At 60.6% G+C, this 13,411-nt stretch carries 18 protein-coding genes; 10 read left to right on the top strand and 8 right to left on the bottom strand.

Annotated features, from left to right (window positions below; translation table 11 throughout):
• The first annotated feature begins 151 nt into the window (after positions 1 to 151).
• Genes IE095_RS05130 through parA form a run of 3 tightly spaced genes read left to right on the top strand, consistent with a single transcriptional unit; the run spans position 152 to position 1,468 of the window.
• On the top strand, positions 152 to 460 hold the full coding sequence (locus IE095_RS05130) for a hypothetical protein (RefSeq protein WP_189410562.1): 309 nt from the start codon (positions 152 to 154) through the stop codon (positions 458 to 460).
• Positions 461 to 493: 33 nt separating this feature from the next.
• Positions 494 to 784 carry a hypothetical protein gene (locus IE095_RS05125; protein WP_189410561.1) on the top strand — a complete coding sequence of 97 codons (291 nt, stop codon included), beginning with the start codon at positions 494 to 496 and terminating at the stop codon, positions 782 to 784.
• 18 nt (positions 785 to 802) lie between these two features.
• On the top strand, positions 803 to 1,468 hold the full coding sequence (parA, locus tag IE095_RS05120; protein WP_229804535.1) for a ParA family partition ATPase: 666 nt from the start codon (positions 803 to 805) through the stop codon (positions 1,466 to 1,468).
• Here parA and IE095_RS05115 read toward each other — a convergent pair.
• The 5 genes from IE095_RS05115 to pyrF all read right to left on the bottom strand — a co-directional run bounded on the left by IE095_RS05115 (position 1,453) and on the right by pyrF (position 4,051).
• Complete coding sequence (locus tag IE095_RS05115) at positions 1,453 to 1,650, bottom strand: hypothetical protein (RefSeq protein WP_189410560.1); 198 nt, start codon at positions 1,648 to 1,650, stop codon at positions 1,453 to 1,455. The genes parA and IE095_RS05115 overlap by 16 nt on opposite strands.
• A gap of 12 nt (positions 1,651 to 1,662) precedes the next feature.
• Entirely contained in the window at positions 1,663 to 2,103 is a 441-nt protein-coding gene (locus IE095_RS05110) for an NUDIX hydrolase (RefSeq protein ID WP_189410559.1), read from the bottom strand.
• Positions 2,100 to 2,375 carry an NfeD family protein gene (locus IE095_RS05105; RefSeq protein WP_189410558.1) on the bottom strand — a complete coding sequence of 92 codons (276 nt, stop codon included), beginning with the start codon at positions 2,373 to 2,375 and terminating at the stop codon, positions 2,100 to 2,102. The genes IE095_RS05110 and IE095_RS05105 overlap by 4 nt, the downstream gene beginning before the upstream one ends.
• 3 nt (positions 2,376 to 2,378) lie before the next feature.
• Positions 2,379 to 3,284: an SPFH domain-containing protein gene (locus tag IE095_RS05100; RefSeq protein ID WP_189410557.1), complete on the bottom strand. Its 906-nt coding sequence runs from the start codon at positions 3,282 to 3,284 to the stop codon at positions 2,379 to 2,381.
• A 74-nt stretch (positions 3,285 to 3,358) separates the two neighbouring features.
• Complete coding sequence (gene pyrF, locus IE095_RS05095; RefSeq protein ID WP_189410556.1) at positions 3,359 to 4,051, bottom strand: orotidine-5'-phosphate decarboxylase; 693 nt, start codon at positions 4,049 to 4,051, stop codon at positions 3,359 to 3,361.
• 118 nt (positions 4,052 to 4,169) lie between these two features.
• Here pyrF and IE095_RS05090 point away from each other — a divergent pair, with 118 nt between their 5' ends.
• The 5 genes from IE095_RS05090 (at position 4,170) to IE095_RS05070 (ending at position 9,470) form a co-directional block, all read left to right on the top strand.
• Entirely contained in the window at positions 4,170 to 4,940 is a 771-nt protein-coding gene (locus IE095_RS05090; protein ID WP_189410863.1) for a hypothetical protein, read from the top strand.
• Positions 4,940 to 5,764, top strand: a complete 825-nt coding sequence (locus tag IE095_RS05085) for a TolB family protein (RefSeq protein WP_189410555.1) — start codon at positions 4,940 to 4,942, stop codon at positions 5,762 to 5,764. The genes IE095_RS05090 and IE095_RS05085 overlap by 1 nt, the downstream gene beginning before the upstream one ends.
• 197 nt (positions 5,765 to 5,961) lie before the next feature.
• Positions 5,962 to 8,577, top strand: a complete 2,616-nt coding sequence (gene clpB / locus IE095_RS05080; protein WP_189410554.1) for an ATP-dependent chaperone ClpB — start codon at positions 5,962 to 5,964, stop codon at positions 8,575 to 8,577.
• 113 nt (positions 8,578 to 8,690) lie between these two features.
• Positions 8,691 to 9,059, top strand: a complete 369-nt coding sequence (locus tag IE095_RS05075; protein ID WP_189410553.1) for a COG4315 family predicted lipoprotein — start codon at positions 8,691 to 8,693, stop codon at positions 9,057 to 9,059.
• A 105-nt stretch (positions 9,060 to 9,164) separates the two neighbouring features.
• Positions 9,165 to 9,470 carry a hypothetical protein gene (locus IE095_RS05070; protein ID WP_189410552.1) on the top strand — a complete coding sequence of 102 codons (306 nt, stop codon included), beginning with the start codon at positions 9,165 to 9,167 and terminating at the stop codon, positions 9,468 to 9,470.
• A 6-nt stretch (positions 9,471 to 9,476) separates the two neighbouring features.
• Here IE095_RS05070 and IE095_RS05065 read toward each other — a convergent pair whose 3' ends face one another.
• The 3 genes from IE095_RS05065 to IE095_RS05055 all read right to left on the bottom strand — a co-directional run bounded on the left by IE095_RS05065 (position 9,477) and on the right by IE095_RS05055 (position 11,458).
• On the bottom strand, positions 9,477 to 10,241 hold the full coding sequence (locus IE095_RS05065) for an anti-sigma factor family protein (protein ID WP_189410551.1): 765 nt from the start codon (positions 10,239 to 10,241) through the stop codon (positions 9,477 to 9,479).
• The gene (locus tag IE095_RS05060) at positions 10,241 to 10,882 is read right to left on the bottom strand and encodes an RNA polymerase sigma factor (protein WP_189410862.1); all 642 of its coding nucleotides are present in this window, start codon (positions 10,880 to 10,882) and stop codon (positions 10,241 to 10,243) included. Before IE095_RS05060 ends, IE095_RS05065 begins: the two co-directional genes overlap by 1 nt.
• 99 nt (positions 10,883 to 10,981) lie before the next feature.
• Entirely contained in the window at positions 10,982 to 11,458 is a 477-nt protein-coding gene (locus tag IE095_RS05055; RefSeq protein WP_189410550.1) for a fasciclin domain-containing protein, read from the bottom strand.
• A 279-nt stretch (positions 11,459 to 11,737) separates the two neighbouring features.
• Between IE095_RS05055 and msrP the strand changes: the two genes are divergently transcribed.
• Complete coding sequence (gene msrP / locus IE095_RS05050; protein WP_189410549.1) at positions 11,738 to 12,637, top strand: protein-methionine-sulfoxide reductase catalytic subunit MsrP; 900 nt, start codon at positions 11,738 to 11,740, stop codon at positions 12,635 to 12,637.
• Positions 12,637 to 13,242 (top strand): protein-methionine-sulfoxide reductase heme-binding subunit MsrQ, encoded by a 606-nt coding sequence (gene msrQ / locus IE095_RS05045; protein WP_189410548.1) that lies wholly within the window; start codon positions 12,637 to 12,639, stop codon positions 13,240 to 13,242. Before msrP ends, msrQ begins: the two co-directional genes overlap by 1 nt.
• Positions 13,243 to 13,411 lie beyond the last annotated feature (169 nt).

The raw sequence follows: 13,411 nt of genomic DNA, 5'->3' as shown, positions 1-13,411 counted from the left end.
ACGCGCGGCACGCTAGGCGGGCCACTGGGCTTCCGTCAACGTTTTCGTTGCGTGTGGGTCTAGCCTTGCGACTTAGGTCGAAGGGCAGATTTCAGTTGACGGTGCGCGGTTTTACGCTGACCCTTGGGCCAACAAGGGAAGGGAGGAGCCCATGGCCCTGCGGATGGACGAAGCCGATGCCTTGCCGCGCATGGCGCTGGTCGCCTCTTTTGGCGTCGCCGCCTTGGCGGTGGCCCATGGCACGGGGCTGGGAACGGCCTTTGTGCAGTTTTTGATCATGACGCTTTTCCTGCCGGTCGTGGCCTTGGCCATCACGGGCTTGCCCTTGGTGATCATCCGGCGGACGGCTTATCTGCGCTTGGCCGCGTCATGGCTTTTGTTGCTGGCGGGTCTTGCTGCACTGGGATTTGTGGCGTTTGGCATGATCACTGCGCCCGATGTCGCGGCGGTCGCGCATTAACCTGATGTTCACCTTGGGCGGCGAAGATGGGCTATGCGTGCTCATCTTCTCCTCTTTGTGCTTCTTGCGGCCTGCGGGGCGCAACCTGCCCCGGAAATGTTCTGGGCTGAACGAGTCGATCTGACGCAAGATGGCCGGGACTATACCGTTTTCTACACCGACAACCGGGTTGAGGTGATCCGCCATGGCTGGGCGGGTCGTGGCGAACATCAGGCGATCCGCGCTGCGATGATCGATATGATCGAACCAGTGACGGGCTGCACTTTGGTGCCGTCCACCCTGACGGGCGACAGCGGGGAAATGCGCGGGTCTATCACCTGTTAATCGCCAAGCGGTTGCGCTATGCTGCATCGCAGCAAGGTGGAGAATCGCATGGGTCAGGTCATCACCATCGCACAGCAAAAGGGCGGATCGGGGAAAACCACCCTCGCCGTCAATCTGGCTGTCCATTTTGCCAGGCAAGGGCAAAAGGTCGCCTTGCTGGACACCGATCCTCAGGGATCGCTGGGCCGTTGGTTCCTGATGCGGCGGGATCGTTTCGGGGGTGAGGCGGGGATGGATCTGGCAACCGCCTCGGCCTGGGGTGTGGCCTATGAATGCGAAAAGCTGCGGAAAACGTATGATGTTGTGATCGTCGACACACCGCCCAAGGCCGATGCTGACCTGCGACCCGCGCTGCGCGAGGCTGATCTGGTGCTGATCCCGGTGGCGGCGAGCCACTTGGACCTTTGGGCGACCGATGGCGTGCTGGATCTGATCGCGCGGGAAAGTCGGCCGGGTCTGGTGGTTTTGAACCGCGCCAAAGCAGGCACCCGACTGGCCGGTGAAATCGCGACGGCCGCAGGGCAGGTGGCCAAGGTGGCCGAGGCGCGGTTGGGGCAAAGGGTGGTTTTTGCCGAAACCATGGGCCACGGTCTGGGTGCGGTTGAAGCGGGCAAATCAGCGGCCAGCGGCGAGGTGGTGGCCCTTGCGTCCGAGGTTCAGGCCGCGCTTCAGGGTGCGGGCTGATCCGGGCCTTTGATAATCAGCATGTAAAAGGCGAACAGGCCCAGCACGCCAAAGGCCCCGGCCCAGACATGGCTGCCGAGGTAAAGTTCGAACATCGACCATCCCAGTGGGAAGATCACGGTGGCCCAGCGGCGCCAGACGGGGCGAAAGAAGGGGTCGTTCGGGTCAAGGATCGGTTTCATGCGTGCAACATGTCAGGGCTGGGGAGAAATGGAAAGCCGTTCGTCCAGCCAGACACTCAGCCGGTGTTTCAGATCGGGAATGGCCAAGGGATGCGCCAGAAACTCGGCGATATCCATCATACGCCAATGCTGGCCCTCATCGCCAAAGCGGATCGCGGCGATTTCCGCGGCCGTCAGATAGCCGCCAAAGAACCAGACGCGGTGATTGGGTTTGTGGGTCCAGTTGAATTGACGGGAAAAGATCAGTCTTTCAGGGGGCAGGTTTAGGCCAAATTCCTCGAACGTTTCGCGCAGCACGCATTCCGAGGGGCTTTCGCTGTTCTCCCTTCCCCCGCCGGGAAAATCCCAATGGCCGGGAAAGGGAATATGGGCGAAATCGTCGCGCAGATAGGTCAGAACCTGATCCTGATGCAAAAGCGCCAGCTTTGCGCCGTGGAAGGTCTCATCCGTCATGGGTTGTCGTTGATATCCCGGTCCCAGACTTTGACCTGACCCTTCTTGTTGCCAAAATAACGGACAAGGGCCAGCCAGGCGACAGCCGACGCCGCGCCAAAGAGTGCCAGCAGGATGGCAAGGTTTTCACCGACAAGGCCGGTCGCGACCAAAACACCGGTCAGGATCGCCCCGATGGCAAAGCCAAGGAACATATAGCCGGGAAGCAGAACCTCTAGCACGCCCAAGGCAAAGCCCACCGAAACCCAAACCCACCATTCCTGCCAGAACATGGCTCAGCCCCTTCCCTTCAGCATGTTGAACGCCTGACCAAAGGCTTCCAAAGCCTGCGCTGGCACGATGATCGTCTGCTTGCCGGGGCCATGACCCACCGCTGTCAGCGCCTCGACCTGTTTCAGCGCGACCTGATACTGGGCCGCTTCCAGACCGTTTTGCTTGATCGCTTCGGCAATCACACCGGTTGCAAAAGCCTCGGCCTCGGCCAGAACGCGCCGGGCCTTGGCCTGTTGTTCCGCCGAATAAAGCTCAGCGTCCGCGTTCAGCTCCACCGCCCGCTTCTTACCCTCGGCCTCGGTCACTTGGGCGCGGCGGGCGCGTTCTGCGTTCAACTGCTGCAACATCGCTGCACGGGTTGCCTCGTCCAGATTGACGTCCAGCACTTCGGCCCGCGTCACCTCGACCCCCCAGTCATCGACCATCAGGGCCACGGCTTCGCGCACCTTGGTGATCAATTCGGAACGGTTCGACTGGACCTGATCCAGTTCCAGCTTGCCGATTTCCGAGCGCACGATGCCTGCGACGGTCGTGGCAATGGCGGCATCGGCGTCACGAATGCGATAAACAGTCTTTTCCGGTTCGGTGATGCGGTAGAAGACGCTGGTTTCAACTTTGACCAAGACGTTGTCGGCGGTAATCGCATCTTGGCTGGCGGTAGGAAGCTGGCGTTCTAGGATCGAGACCTTGTGCCGCACGGCATCCAGGAAGGGGATGATCATATTCAAACCTGGCCCCAGCACGGCGCGAAAACGGCCCAGACGCTCGACCACATATTTCTCGCTTTGCGGCACGATGCGCACCGCTTTCAGCAGGGTCAGCAAAATCAGAATGGCCAAGGCCACCCAAAGCAGATTGCTGTTCAGCACCCAGCCAATCCATTCCCCAATATCATTCGGATTATTCATTTGGTTTTCCATCCCTTGTTGGTCTTAATTTCCATCCACATAGTAGCCCAACGTTCCCCCACAAGGGAAGCGGATCACGCCAAAGACGCGATCAGTGCCCTTGCGGCGGCTTGCGGATCGTCGGCCTGCCAGATGGGGCGGCCCACCACGATATGATCGACGCCGTCGCGGATCGCTTGCCTTGGCGTTGCCACCCGTTTCTGGTCGCCCAAAGCCGCGCCTTCGGGCCGCACGCCTGGCGTGACAATCAGCTTGCCGCGCGCCTCGGGCAGGGCACGGATCAGGGCGGCCTCTTGCGGGCTGGTGATCACACCATCCGCCCCGGCCAGCAGGGCACGCGCTGCGCGCTCCACGGTGATCTCGCGCAGATCGCCCACTTTGGTCAGGTTGGCATCCAGATCGGCCCGGTCCAAAGAGGTCAGCACCGTCACCGCCAGAATTTTCAGATCGGTCCCGCCCTTGCCGATGGCCGCCGCCCGTACGACCTGCGGGTCGCCGTGGACGGTCAGGAAATCAAGGCCATGTTGCGCGATCCCACGCACGGCCGCCTCGACCGTCGCGCCGATGTCGAACAGCTTCATGTCCAGAAACACACGCTTGCCGCGCTCGTGCTTCAATTCATTGGCCAAGGCAAAACCACCCCCGGTCAACATTCCCAGCCCGATCTTGTAAAAGGAAACGGCATCGCCCAGCCTGTCGGCCAGTTCCAGCCCCTGCACAACATTCGGCACGTCCAGCGCCACGATCAGACGGTCATCGGCTGTCATCTGTTTCTCCTGTTGATTTCACGCCTGATAGGGCGGGGGCGGGAATGGTGCAAGCGCTCTGCGAATGGTTGACTTTGTCCCGGCCATTGTTGACCTTCCCTGCAAATTGTGAGGCATGATGGACATTACCCTGACATTCGACCGGCCCGAGGAAGGGCCGAAATCCGGGCCGGTGACGGTGGGCTGGTTTCTGACACAAGACAAGGGGGCGATCCTTTATGATCCGCCGGAACGCTTGATCTTTCGCCAGACGAACAAGACTCATGCGAAGTCGGCGAGCCGCTGCCCGGCCGTGATCCAGATGGAAAGCCGCTATTTCGTGGTGAAATGCCCGTTCGATCTGCACATCGGTTTCGGGCGGGACAAGGACGGCAAGGGGCATCTGATCAACCGGGCGGGGGCGGCGTCGAGCATCAGGGCTTCGAAGCTGGGGGAACTGCTGACGCTGGTGAACGAGGTGGAATGGCGTTTCCCCGATAGGCCGACCATCCAGTTGATGCTGCCCTACTGCTTTATTGCGGATGAGACGGTCTATATGACGCAACTGGGGACGTTCGCGCATTATCGGCGCGATCCCTTGCCGGGCACGATTTTCGGGGGGCGCTTCCCCATCAACGTCTGGCCACGGCCCCTGATGTGGGCCTTTGAATGGCACGAGCCGGAAAAGGACATCATCCTGCGGCGGGGCGAACCCCTGTTCTATTGCCAGTTCGAGGCGGAAGGGCCGGATCGGCCCGTGCAGGTGGTGGAGGCGGAACGGACGCCGGAATTGGCGGGTTACATGGACAAGATCGGGGGGATCGTGAACTATGTGAACCAGACCTTCAGCCTGTTCAAGGCGGCCGAACAGGTGCGGCCACCGAAACTGCTGACGCCAAAGGACAAATGATGCGGTCGATTCTGCAAATCTGGGATGTGGCCCGCGGTTCGGCGCGGGTCGTGCTGGAAACGGACCGGCATATCGAAGCACCGAACTGGGATCCTTCGGGGGCGAACCTGCTGGTGAATGGTGAGGGGTATTTGTTCCGGGTGGATTTGGCCGCACCGTCGCTGGCCATGGTGGACACGGGCTTTGCGGACAAGTGCAACAACGACCATGGGATCAGCCCGGATGGTTCGCTGATCGCCATTTCGCACCATACCGCGCGGGGGAGCGAGATTTTCACCTTGCCTGCGGGTGGGGGGACGCCGAAGGCGATTACAGAGGATGCGCCAAGCTGGTGGCATGGGTGGTCACCGGACGGCAAGACCTTGGCCTATGTGGCGGCGCGAGGCGACCGGAGGGTGATTGATGTCTATACCATTCCGGTCGGTGGCGGCGCAGAGGTGCGGCTGACGAATGGCGAGGGGCATTGTGATGGGCCGGATTATTCACCGGATGGTTCCTGCATTTATTACAACTGCGACCGGGATGGACATGCGCAGATCTGGGTGATGGGACCAGACGGCTCGGGGCAGCGTAAGCTGTTCGCCGATGAATACGTGAACTGGTTCCCACATCCTTCGCCGGATGGGCAGCGCCTGCTGTATCTGGCCTATCCGCCCGGAACCCTGGGTCATCCGCCGAACCTGCCGGTGGCTTTGTGTCTGTGCGATATGGAAGGCGGCAATCGGGTGCGGCTGGTGGAGTTCAACGGCGGGCAAGGCACGATCAATGTGCCCTGCTGGTCACCAGATTCTTCGGCCTTTGCTTTTGTGTCCTATGTGATCTAGCGGAATGGCCTTTGGCCATAAGCCTATGCGTTCGGGGGGGCTTTGCCCCCCGCCTTCGGCTCCCCCTAGGTATTTTTGGCAAGATGAAAGCGAAAGACTTGCGAGAGAAGGCCATGCTTCCCAAATTTGCATAGAGGCCCGGCGGGTCGTGCCATGGTGGGCGGCGCGCGATGGGTGCTTGATGGTGGGAGTGACCGATGAATTTGGAAAAGTTCACGGAAAGGGCGCGCGGCTTTTTGCAGGCAGCCCAGACGATTGCGATGCGCGAAGGCCAGCAGCGGGTTTTGCCGGAACATCTGCTGAAAGCGCTTATGGATGATGATCAGGGGCTGTCGTCGAACCTGATCCGTCGGGCGGGTGGTGCGCCGGAACGTGTGGCGGAAGCGGTGACCTTGGCGGTCGGCAAGCTGGCGAAGGTCAGCGGCGGCGATGGGCAGGTCTATGTCGATACCGCGTTGGTCCGCGTGTTGGACGAGGCGGAAAAGCTGGCGGAAAAGGCTAAGGATTCCTTTGTTCCGGTGGAACGGGTGCTGATGGCGCTGTGTATGGTGCCGTCGAAGGCCAAGGATGCGTTGGTCGCGGGCGCGGTGAACGCGCAGGCGCTGAACGCGGCGATCAATGACGTGCGCAAGGGCCGGACGGCGGATACGGTGAATGCCGAGGCCGGTTATGACGCCTTGAAGAAATATGCCCGCGATCTGACCGAGGCGGCGGAACAGGGCAAGATTGATCCGATCATCGGGCGGGACGAAGAAATTCGCCGCACGATGCAGGTGCTTTCGCGACGGACAAAGAACAATCCGGTGCTGATTGGCGAGCCGGGGGTGGGCAAGACGGCGATTGCCGAAGGTCTGGCCTTGCGGATCATTTCTGGCGATGTGCCGGAATCTTTGCGGAACAAGCGGTTGATGGCGCTGGATATGGGGGCCTTGATTGCAGGGGCGAAGTATCGCGGTGAATTTGAGGAACGTCTAAAGGCGATCCTGTCGGAAATTTCGGCGGCGGCGGGCGAGGTGATCCTGTTCATCGACGAGATGCACACGCTGGTTGGGGCGGGGAAATCCGAAGGGGCGATGGATGCGGCGAACCTGATCAAACCGGCCCTGGCGCGGGGTGAGCTTCATTGCGTGGGGGCGACGACGCTGGATGAATACCGGAAATATGTGGAAAAGGACGCGGCCCTAGCCCGTCGGTTCCAGCCGGTTTTTGTGTCCGAGCCGACGGTGGAGGATACGATCAGCATCCTGCGGGGGATCAAGGAAAAGTATGAACTGCACCATGGGGTGCGGATCAGCGACAGCGCCTTGGTCGCAGCAGCAACGCTGAGCCATCGCTATATCACCGACCGTTTTCTGCCGGACAAGGCGATTGACCTGGTGGACGAAGCCGCCAGCCGTCTGCGGATGGAGGTGGATTCCAAGCCCGAGGAACTGGACGCCTTGGACCGGGAAATCCTGCAAAAGCAGATCGAAGCGGAAGCCTTGAAGAAAGAGGACGACGCGGCCAGCCGGGACCGTCTGGAAAAGCTGTTGCTGGAACTGTCGGGGCTGACGGAACGGTCGGCGGCGATGACGGCGAAATGGCAGGCGGACCGGGATACGCTGGAACAGGCGCGGGGCCTGAAGGAACAGCTGGACCGGGCGCGGGCGGAACTGGAACAGGTGAAGCGCGAAGGCAATCTGGGTCGGGCTGGGGAATTGTCCTATGGGATCATTCCGGGGCTGGAAAAGCAGTTGGCCGAGGCCGAGGCGAAGGATTCCGAGGCGATGGTGGCCGAAGCGGTGCGCCCCGAACAGATTGCGGGCGTTGTGGAACGCTGGACCGGGATTCCGACGACCAAGATGCTGGAAGGCGAACGCGAAAAGCTGCTGAAGATGGAAGAGGAACTGGGCAAGCGGGTGATCGGGCAGGGGGCGGCGCTGACAGCGGTGGCCAATGCGGTGCGCCGGGCGCGGGCTGGGTTGAACGACGAACGGCGTCCCTTGGGCAGTTTCCTGTTTCTGGGGCCGACGGGGGTTGGGAAAACCGAACTGACCAAGGCTGTGGCGGAATATCTGTTTGACGATGATCAGGCGATGGTGCGGATCGACATGAGCGAATTCATGGAGAAACACGCCGTCAGCCGTCTGATCGGCGCCCCGCCCGGCTATGTGGGCTATGATGAGGGCGGGGTTCTGACCGAAGCGGTGCGGCGGCGTCCCTATCAGGTGATCCTGTTTGACGAGGTGGAAAAGGCGCATCCAGATGTGTTCAACGTGCTGTTGCAGGTCTTGGATGATGGGGTTCTGACTGATGGTCAGGGACGCACCGTCGATTTCAAGCAAACGCTGATCATCCTGACCTCGAACCTTGGGGCGCGGGCCTTGTCGGAACTGCCGGACGGGGCTGACCCTTCGCGGGCGCGGGCCGAGGTGATGGAGGCGGTGCGCAGCCATTTCCGGCCGGAATTCCTGAACCGTCTGGACGAGATGGTGATCTTTGACCGGCTGACGCGGGGCGACATGGACGGCATCGTGAAGGTGCAACTGGCGTTGCTGGAAAGGCGGTTGGCTGGGCGCAAGATTGCGCTGGAGCTGGACAGGGCGGCGCTGGATTGGCTGGGGGACGAAGGCTATGATCCGGTTTACGGGGCCCGGCCTTTGAAGCGGGTGATCCAGAAGAACCTGCAAGACCCCTTGGCCGAGATGATCCTTGCGGGCGATGTGCTGGACGGGGCGACGGTCGCCGTCACGGCGGGGCCGGAAGGGTTGATCGTAGGCGACCGCGTCTCGGCGAGCAACCGACGCAAGCCGCAGGATGCCGTGGTTCACTAAAGAAAGCCGCCCTTCGGGGCGGCTTTTTTCTGATGTGCCGGAATAAAGCGCTGGGCTGGTGCGTCATGGGAATGTGCAGGTTGTGACCTGCGAGAAACCCAAGGAAGCACAACATGAAACTTTACGCATTTGTCGCCGCATTCGTTGCGGTGGCCCCGATGGCTTTTGCCGCGCCGACCCAAACTGCCAGCACCTCGGCGGGTGATGTTCTGGTAAACAAGGACGGCATGGCGCTTTACACCTTTGACAAGGACGCAGGTGGTGAATCGGCTTGCTACGACGATTGCGCCACCGCCTGGCCGCCCTTTGCTGCCAAGGAAGAAGTCGCGGATGAAGGTGGGCTGACGAAAATCACCCGCAAGGATGGCAGCCTGCAATGGGCGCTGAACGGTCGACCCTTGTATTTCTTTGCCGGAGATGCCGCCTCTGGTGATGTGAATGGTGAAGGCATGGGCGGTGTCTGGCATCTCGCCCGCCCCTAAGAAACAGTGTGTATGCAGCAAACTGGCGGGGCCTTGGCCCCGCCCTTTTATTGTCGGAGTTCTTTTGATTGAGTCCCGTCAATCAAAACACAGAATGGCCCGCGCATGACCGAATCACACGCCATCCACAGTTTCGAACTGCGTCGCCATATAGATGATCTGGTCTATATTTTCGAACGGGCAACCGACGTGACGGGTCAAAGCGGCTTTCAACGGCAGGATCGGCCTGACTTGTGGATCACGTATCGGCGGGACTGGGGCTGGGTTGCTATTCAGCCCGATGATGGCGGGATCGCGGGGCGTCCTTGGTCTGTTCTGCCGGCTGATCAGCCAACATCCTGCCCGCCCGAAGGCCTATGGGTCAGTCGCAAGGGTAACAAATCATACGTCTATTCGCTGGTGTATATCTAATCAGGTCTAGATATTTTGCCCAATCCGCGCCACTTCTGGCAACCTATCGTCGCCCTTCGGCCCGATCACGATGAACCGTGCCCCCGGCTTGCCCCAGATCAAGGCATCGAAACCATCCAGATCGCGCCGCACGGTTTCGCTGGCGGGTTTGTCCGAGGCTATGAAGCACAGGGCGATGACGGCTCCCGAAGCATCGCGATACATCAATTGCCCCACCGGCTGACCGGCGGCCACCAGCAAGCGTCCGCCCTCAAAGGTCAGCCCTTGGGCCGACAGATCCGGGATGGTGAAGGGCACGCCGGTTTCTTTCGAAAGCCAACTGACCAGATGTTCCGATTCACTGGCTGGAACCTCGACCAGATGCCGCCCTTGGGCGGCATAGACCTTGTGATAGGTTGCGACCTCGGCCACCCAATCGGCGGCGGCAAGCTGAACCGCGCCTTGCCGCTGCCCGGCCATATAGCCGCCAGTGCCTGTCAGAACAGCCAAGGCCAAAGCCGCCGCAATCTGCAACCAAGGGCGCGGCGCGCGGGGCATATTGGCCGGAACAGCCAAAGGCGCTTGCGATACCGTCCGCGCCAAGGCCAGCGGCAAGGACTGTTCCAGCATCGCGGCGAATTCGGCCAGCGCCAGATTATTGGCCGAAACCAAGCGGTCATATTCGGCCTGCAAAGCAGGATCGGCCTGCATCTTTTGCTGCAATGCCTCGGCTTCTGCTGTGGAAAGTTCACCATCCAGAAGGGCGGAAAGCTGCATCGACAGATCGTTCATCACACCCCCCCAACCAAAGACAACTGATCGGCCAGCAAGGCCCGTGCCCGTGAAATCCGGCTCATCACCGTGCCTTGCGGGATGCCCAGAATTTCAGCCGCCTCTTTGTAACTATAGCCTTCCACCGCCACCAGCAAAAGCGCGCTGGAAAACGCCGGGGGAAGGCCCGCCAGCCGCCCCATCACCTGCCGCGCCGCCAGATCATGCTCGGCGGTCGTGGTCGTGATCAACTCTTCGGTTTCATGCACATCGACATGGCCTTGGCCCAGCCGCACCTGTCTTTTGCGCAATTCGCTGATCCAGTGGTTGCGCAGGATGCGGAATACCCAGCGGTCTAGGGTCTGGCTGCGGTCCCAATCCTGCGCATTGGCCATTGCCTTGATGCAGGCCTCTTGCACCAGATCATCGGCATCAGGCCCGTTTCGTGTGAGCGAGACAGCAAAGCGCCGCAGCCGGGGCAAAAGACTGACCAGCTCGCTTTGCATGGGTAAATCGCCTGCCCTGCCTTGCCTTATCGTCACCGTGAAACGACCTCCGCCGGATCGCCTGGCCGTTTGCTTGGCAATCAATCTTTCCCAGACCCGCGCCGAAACACCGGTCTGCGACCTTTGTAGGAGAATCGTGGCGGAAAGCGCAATCATTTCGATACCAACACGCAGCACAGGTCAGAGATAGCATGACGCGCAAGGGCAATGGATTATTCCAAAAGCAAAAGGGCCGGGTTTCCCCGGCCCTTTGTCTTACATTTTCGGCATGATGACCGAGTCGATCACATGAATCACCCCGTTCGAGGCCGCGATGTCCGGCGCGGAAATCACCGCACCATCCACCTTTGGCCCGCCTTCCAGCGTGATGGTCACCTCACCGCCCTGCACCGTCGCGGCCTTCAACCTTTCGCTCAGGTCGGTGGACATCACTTTGCCCGGCACGACGTGATAGGTCAGGATGGCCGTCAGCTTGTCCTTGTTTTCCGGCTTCAGCAGGTCTTCCACCGTGCCGGCAGGCAAAGCAGCAAAGGCGGCGTCGGTCGGGGCGAATACGGTGAACGGGCCTTCGCCCTTCAGCGTTTCGACCAGTCCGGCGGCCTCCAGCGCTGCGGCCAGGGTGGTAAAGTTCCCCGCGCCCACTGCGGTATCAACGATGTCCTTGTCCTGCGCCCAAGCGGGCGACGACAGGAACGTGGCAGTGGTCAGAGCGATAAAGGTTCTGCGGATCATTTTTGGCTCCCTTCATGATCTGCCAAATCGGCTTGGCGCAGGGAAGACGTGGGAAAGTTTCAACCGGATCAGGTGAAAATCCCTGTGAGTGGCCGTTGACGGTTTGCGGTGACGCGCTAAGCCCGGCCCCGGATGAGTTTCCAGCCAAATTCATGTGAACCCGTGTGAGGCGGCGTGATGAGAATTGTTTCAGCCGCGTGCCGTGAAGTTGACGCAAGATGATTTTGCCTTTTCAACACTCTGAGGCATGTTCTTTCGCAGCACCGAAAGGAAAACCCCATGCGTCCGCTGAATTGGTCTGATGTGACCCCGAAATCCCTGTTCCTGAACCGTCGCCAGTTGATTGCGGGGGCAGGGGCTGCGCTGCTCGCCAGCCCGGCGCTGGCGGAATATGCGAAAAGTAAATACTCGACCGACGAAGCGCCGAACCCGCTGAACGAGATCACCAGCTATAACAACTATTATGAGTTCGGTTTTGATAAGGCCGATCCCGCCCGCTATGCTTCGGCGCTGACGACGGATCCCTGGTCGGTGGAAATCGGCGGTCTGGTGGACAAGCCAGGCAGCTATGGTCTGGCCGATATCCTGAAGGGCGCGCCGCTGGAGGAACGGATTTACCGTTTCCGCTGTGTCGAGGCCTGGTCGATGGTGGTGCCCTGGGTCGGGTTTGAGCTTTCGCATCTGCTGAACCGGGTGGGGGTGCAGTCGGGGGCCAAGTATGTCGCCTTTGAAACCCTGATGCGGCCCGAGGAAATGCCGGGCCAGCAAACGCCGGCGCTGGACTGGCCCTATCGCGAAGGGCTTCGGCTGGACGAGGCGATGCATCCGCTGACGATTCTGGCGACAGGATTGTATGGCGAGCCGATGCCGAACCAGAACGGCGCGCCAATCCGGCTGGTCGTGCCGTGGAAATATGGTTTCAAGTCGATCAAGAGCATCGTGAAGATGTCCTTGGTGGCCGAGATGCCGTCAACCACCTGGAACATGATGCAGCCGAATGAATATGGCTTCTATGCCAATGTGAACCCGACCGTGGACCATCCGCGCTGGAGCCAAGCCAGCGAACGCCGTGTGGGCGCGGGCCTGTTTGCGGGCCGCGAGGATACACGGATGTTCAATGGTTATGAGGCCGAGGTGGCCAGCCTGTATAAAGGCATGGATCTGGCGGTGAACTATTGATGGACCGGGTGAATGCTTTCGCGCGCCGTGTTCCGGTCTGGGCTGTCTGGATGCTGGCATTGGTGCCGCTGGGCCTGTTGATCCTGCAGGCGGTGACGAACAACCTTGGTCCCGATCCCGTCAAGACGCTGGAAAGGGATCTGGGTGATTGGGGAATCAAGTTCCTGATCCTCTGTCTGGCCGTCACGCCCCTGCGTCGGTTTGCCGGGCTGAACCTGATCAAGTTCCGCCGCGCGTTGGGTCTGATCACCTTTACCTATGTCGCCTTGCATCTGGCGGTCTGGGTCAGCCTCGATCTGGCCTTCCGCTGGGCCGAGATTGGCGCCGATCTGGTTAAGCGTCCCTATATCATCGTCGGCATGGCGGGATTCGTTTTGATGATTCCTCTGGCCATCACATCCTCCAATGCCGCGATTCGACGGCTGGGCGGGCTGAACTGGCGGCGTTTGCACAAGGCCACCTATGCGGTGGCGGTCTTGGGCGCGCTGCATTTCGTGATGATTTCCAAAGTTTGGTGGGGCGATGCGCTGCTTCACGCCGCGATTCTGCTGCTTTTGCTGGTGCTGCGGCTGCCCTTTCCCCAGCGGAAAGCAAGCCTTGCCTAGGTCGCGCAGCAATCCGTGCCGCATCGCGGCGAATTTGTGCTGAAAATTGCGCCAACCCCAACATCTGGCGCAACATTCCGAGGCTTTTGAAAAAATGTCATCTTTCTCGATTTTCCCTCTTGCGACTTCGGTGCGCCCTCCGTAAATACCGCCTCACCGAAGCGGAAGA

Source organism: Neogemmobacter tilapiae (assembly GCF_014652215.1).
GTDB classification, from domain to species: Bacteria; Pseudomonadota; Alphaproteobacteria; order Rhodobacterales; family Rhodobacteraceae; genus Neogemmobacter; species Neogemmobacter tilapiae.
This window is presented reverse-complemented; position numbering and strand designations above follow the sequence as displayed.

What these genes read in the sequence shown, in the direction of transcription:
- IE095_RS05130 (WP_189410562.1), top strand. Translation starts at nt 152, where the DNA reads ATGGCCCTGCGGATGGACGAAGCCGATGCCTTGCCGCGCATGGCGCTG.
- IE095_RS05125 (WP_189410561.1), top strand. Translation starts at nt 494, where the DNA reads ATGCGTGCTCATCTTCTCCTCTTTGTGCTTCTTGCGGCCTGCGGGGCG.
- parA (WP_229804535.1), top strand. Translation starts at nt 803, where the DNA reads ATGCTGCATCGCAGCAAGGTGGAGAATCGCATGGGTCAGGTCATCACC.
- IE095_RS05115 (WP_189410560.1), bottom strand. Translation starts at nt 1,650, where the DNA reads ATGAAACCGATCCTTGACCCGAACGACCCCTTCTTTCGCCCCGTCTGG.
- IE095_RS05110 (WP_189410559.1), bottom strand. Translation starts at nt 2,103, where the DNA reads ATGACGGATGAGACCTTCCACGGCGCAAAGCTGGCGCTTTTGCATCAG.
- IE095_RS05105 (WP_189410558.1), bottom strand. Translation starts at nt 2,375, where the DNA reads ATGTTCTGGCAGGAATGGTGGGTTTGGGTTTCGGTGGGCTTTGCCTTG.
- IE095_RS05100 (WP_189410557.1), bottom strand. Translation starts at nt 3,284, where the DNA reads ATGAATAATCCGAATGATATTGGGGAATGGATTGGCTGGGTGCTGAAC.
- pyrF (WP_189410556.1), bottom strand. Translation starts at nt 4,051, where the DNA reads ATGACAGCCGATGACCGTCTGATCGTGGCGCTGGACGTGCCGAATGTT.
- IE095_RS05090 (WP_189410863.1), top strand. Translation starts at nt 4,170, where the DNA reads ATGGACATTACCCTGACATTCGACCGGCCCGAGGAAGGGCCGAAATCC.
- IE095_RS05085 (WP_189410555.1), top strand. Translation starts at nt 4,940, where the DNA reads ATGCGGTCGATTCTGCAAATCTGGGATGTGGCCCGCGGTTCGGCGCGG.
- clpB (WP_189410554.1), top strand. Translation starts at nt 5,962, where the DNA reads ATGAATTTGGAAAAGTTCACGGAAAGGGCGCGCGGCTTTTTGCAGGCA.
- IE095_RS05075 (WP_189410553.1), top strand. Translation starts at nt 8,691, where the DNA reads ATGAAACTTTACGCATTTGTCGCCGCATTCGTTGCGGTGGCCCCGATG.
- IE095_RS05070 (WP_189410552.1), top strand. Translation starts at nt 9,165, where the DNA reads ATGACCGAATCACACGCCATCCACAGTTTCGAACTGCGTCGCCATATA.
- IE095_RS05065 (WP_189410551.1), bottom strand. Translation starts at nt 10,241, where the DNA reads ATGAACGATCTGTCGATGCAGCTTTCCGCCCTTCTGGATGGTGAACTT.
- IE095_RS05060 (WP_189410862.1), bottom strand. Translation starts at nt 10,882, where the DNA reads ATGATTGCGCTTTCCGCCACGATTCTCCTACAAAGGTCGCAGACCGGT.
- IE095_RS05055 (WP_189410550.1), bottom strand. Translation starts at nt 11,458, where the DNA reads ATGATCCGCAGAACCTTTATCGCTCTGACCACTGCCACGTTCCTGTCG.
- msrP (WP_189410549.1), top strand. Translation starts at nt 11,738, where the DNA reads ATGCGTCCGCTGAATTGGTCTGATGTGACCCCGAAATCCCTGTTCCTG.
- msrQ (WP_189410548.1), top strand. Translation starts at nt 12,637, where the DNA reads ATGGACCGGGTGAATGCTTTCGCGCGCCGTGTTCCGGTCTGGGCTGTC.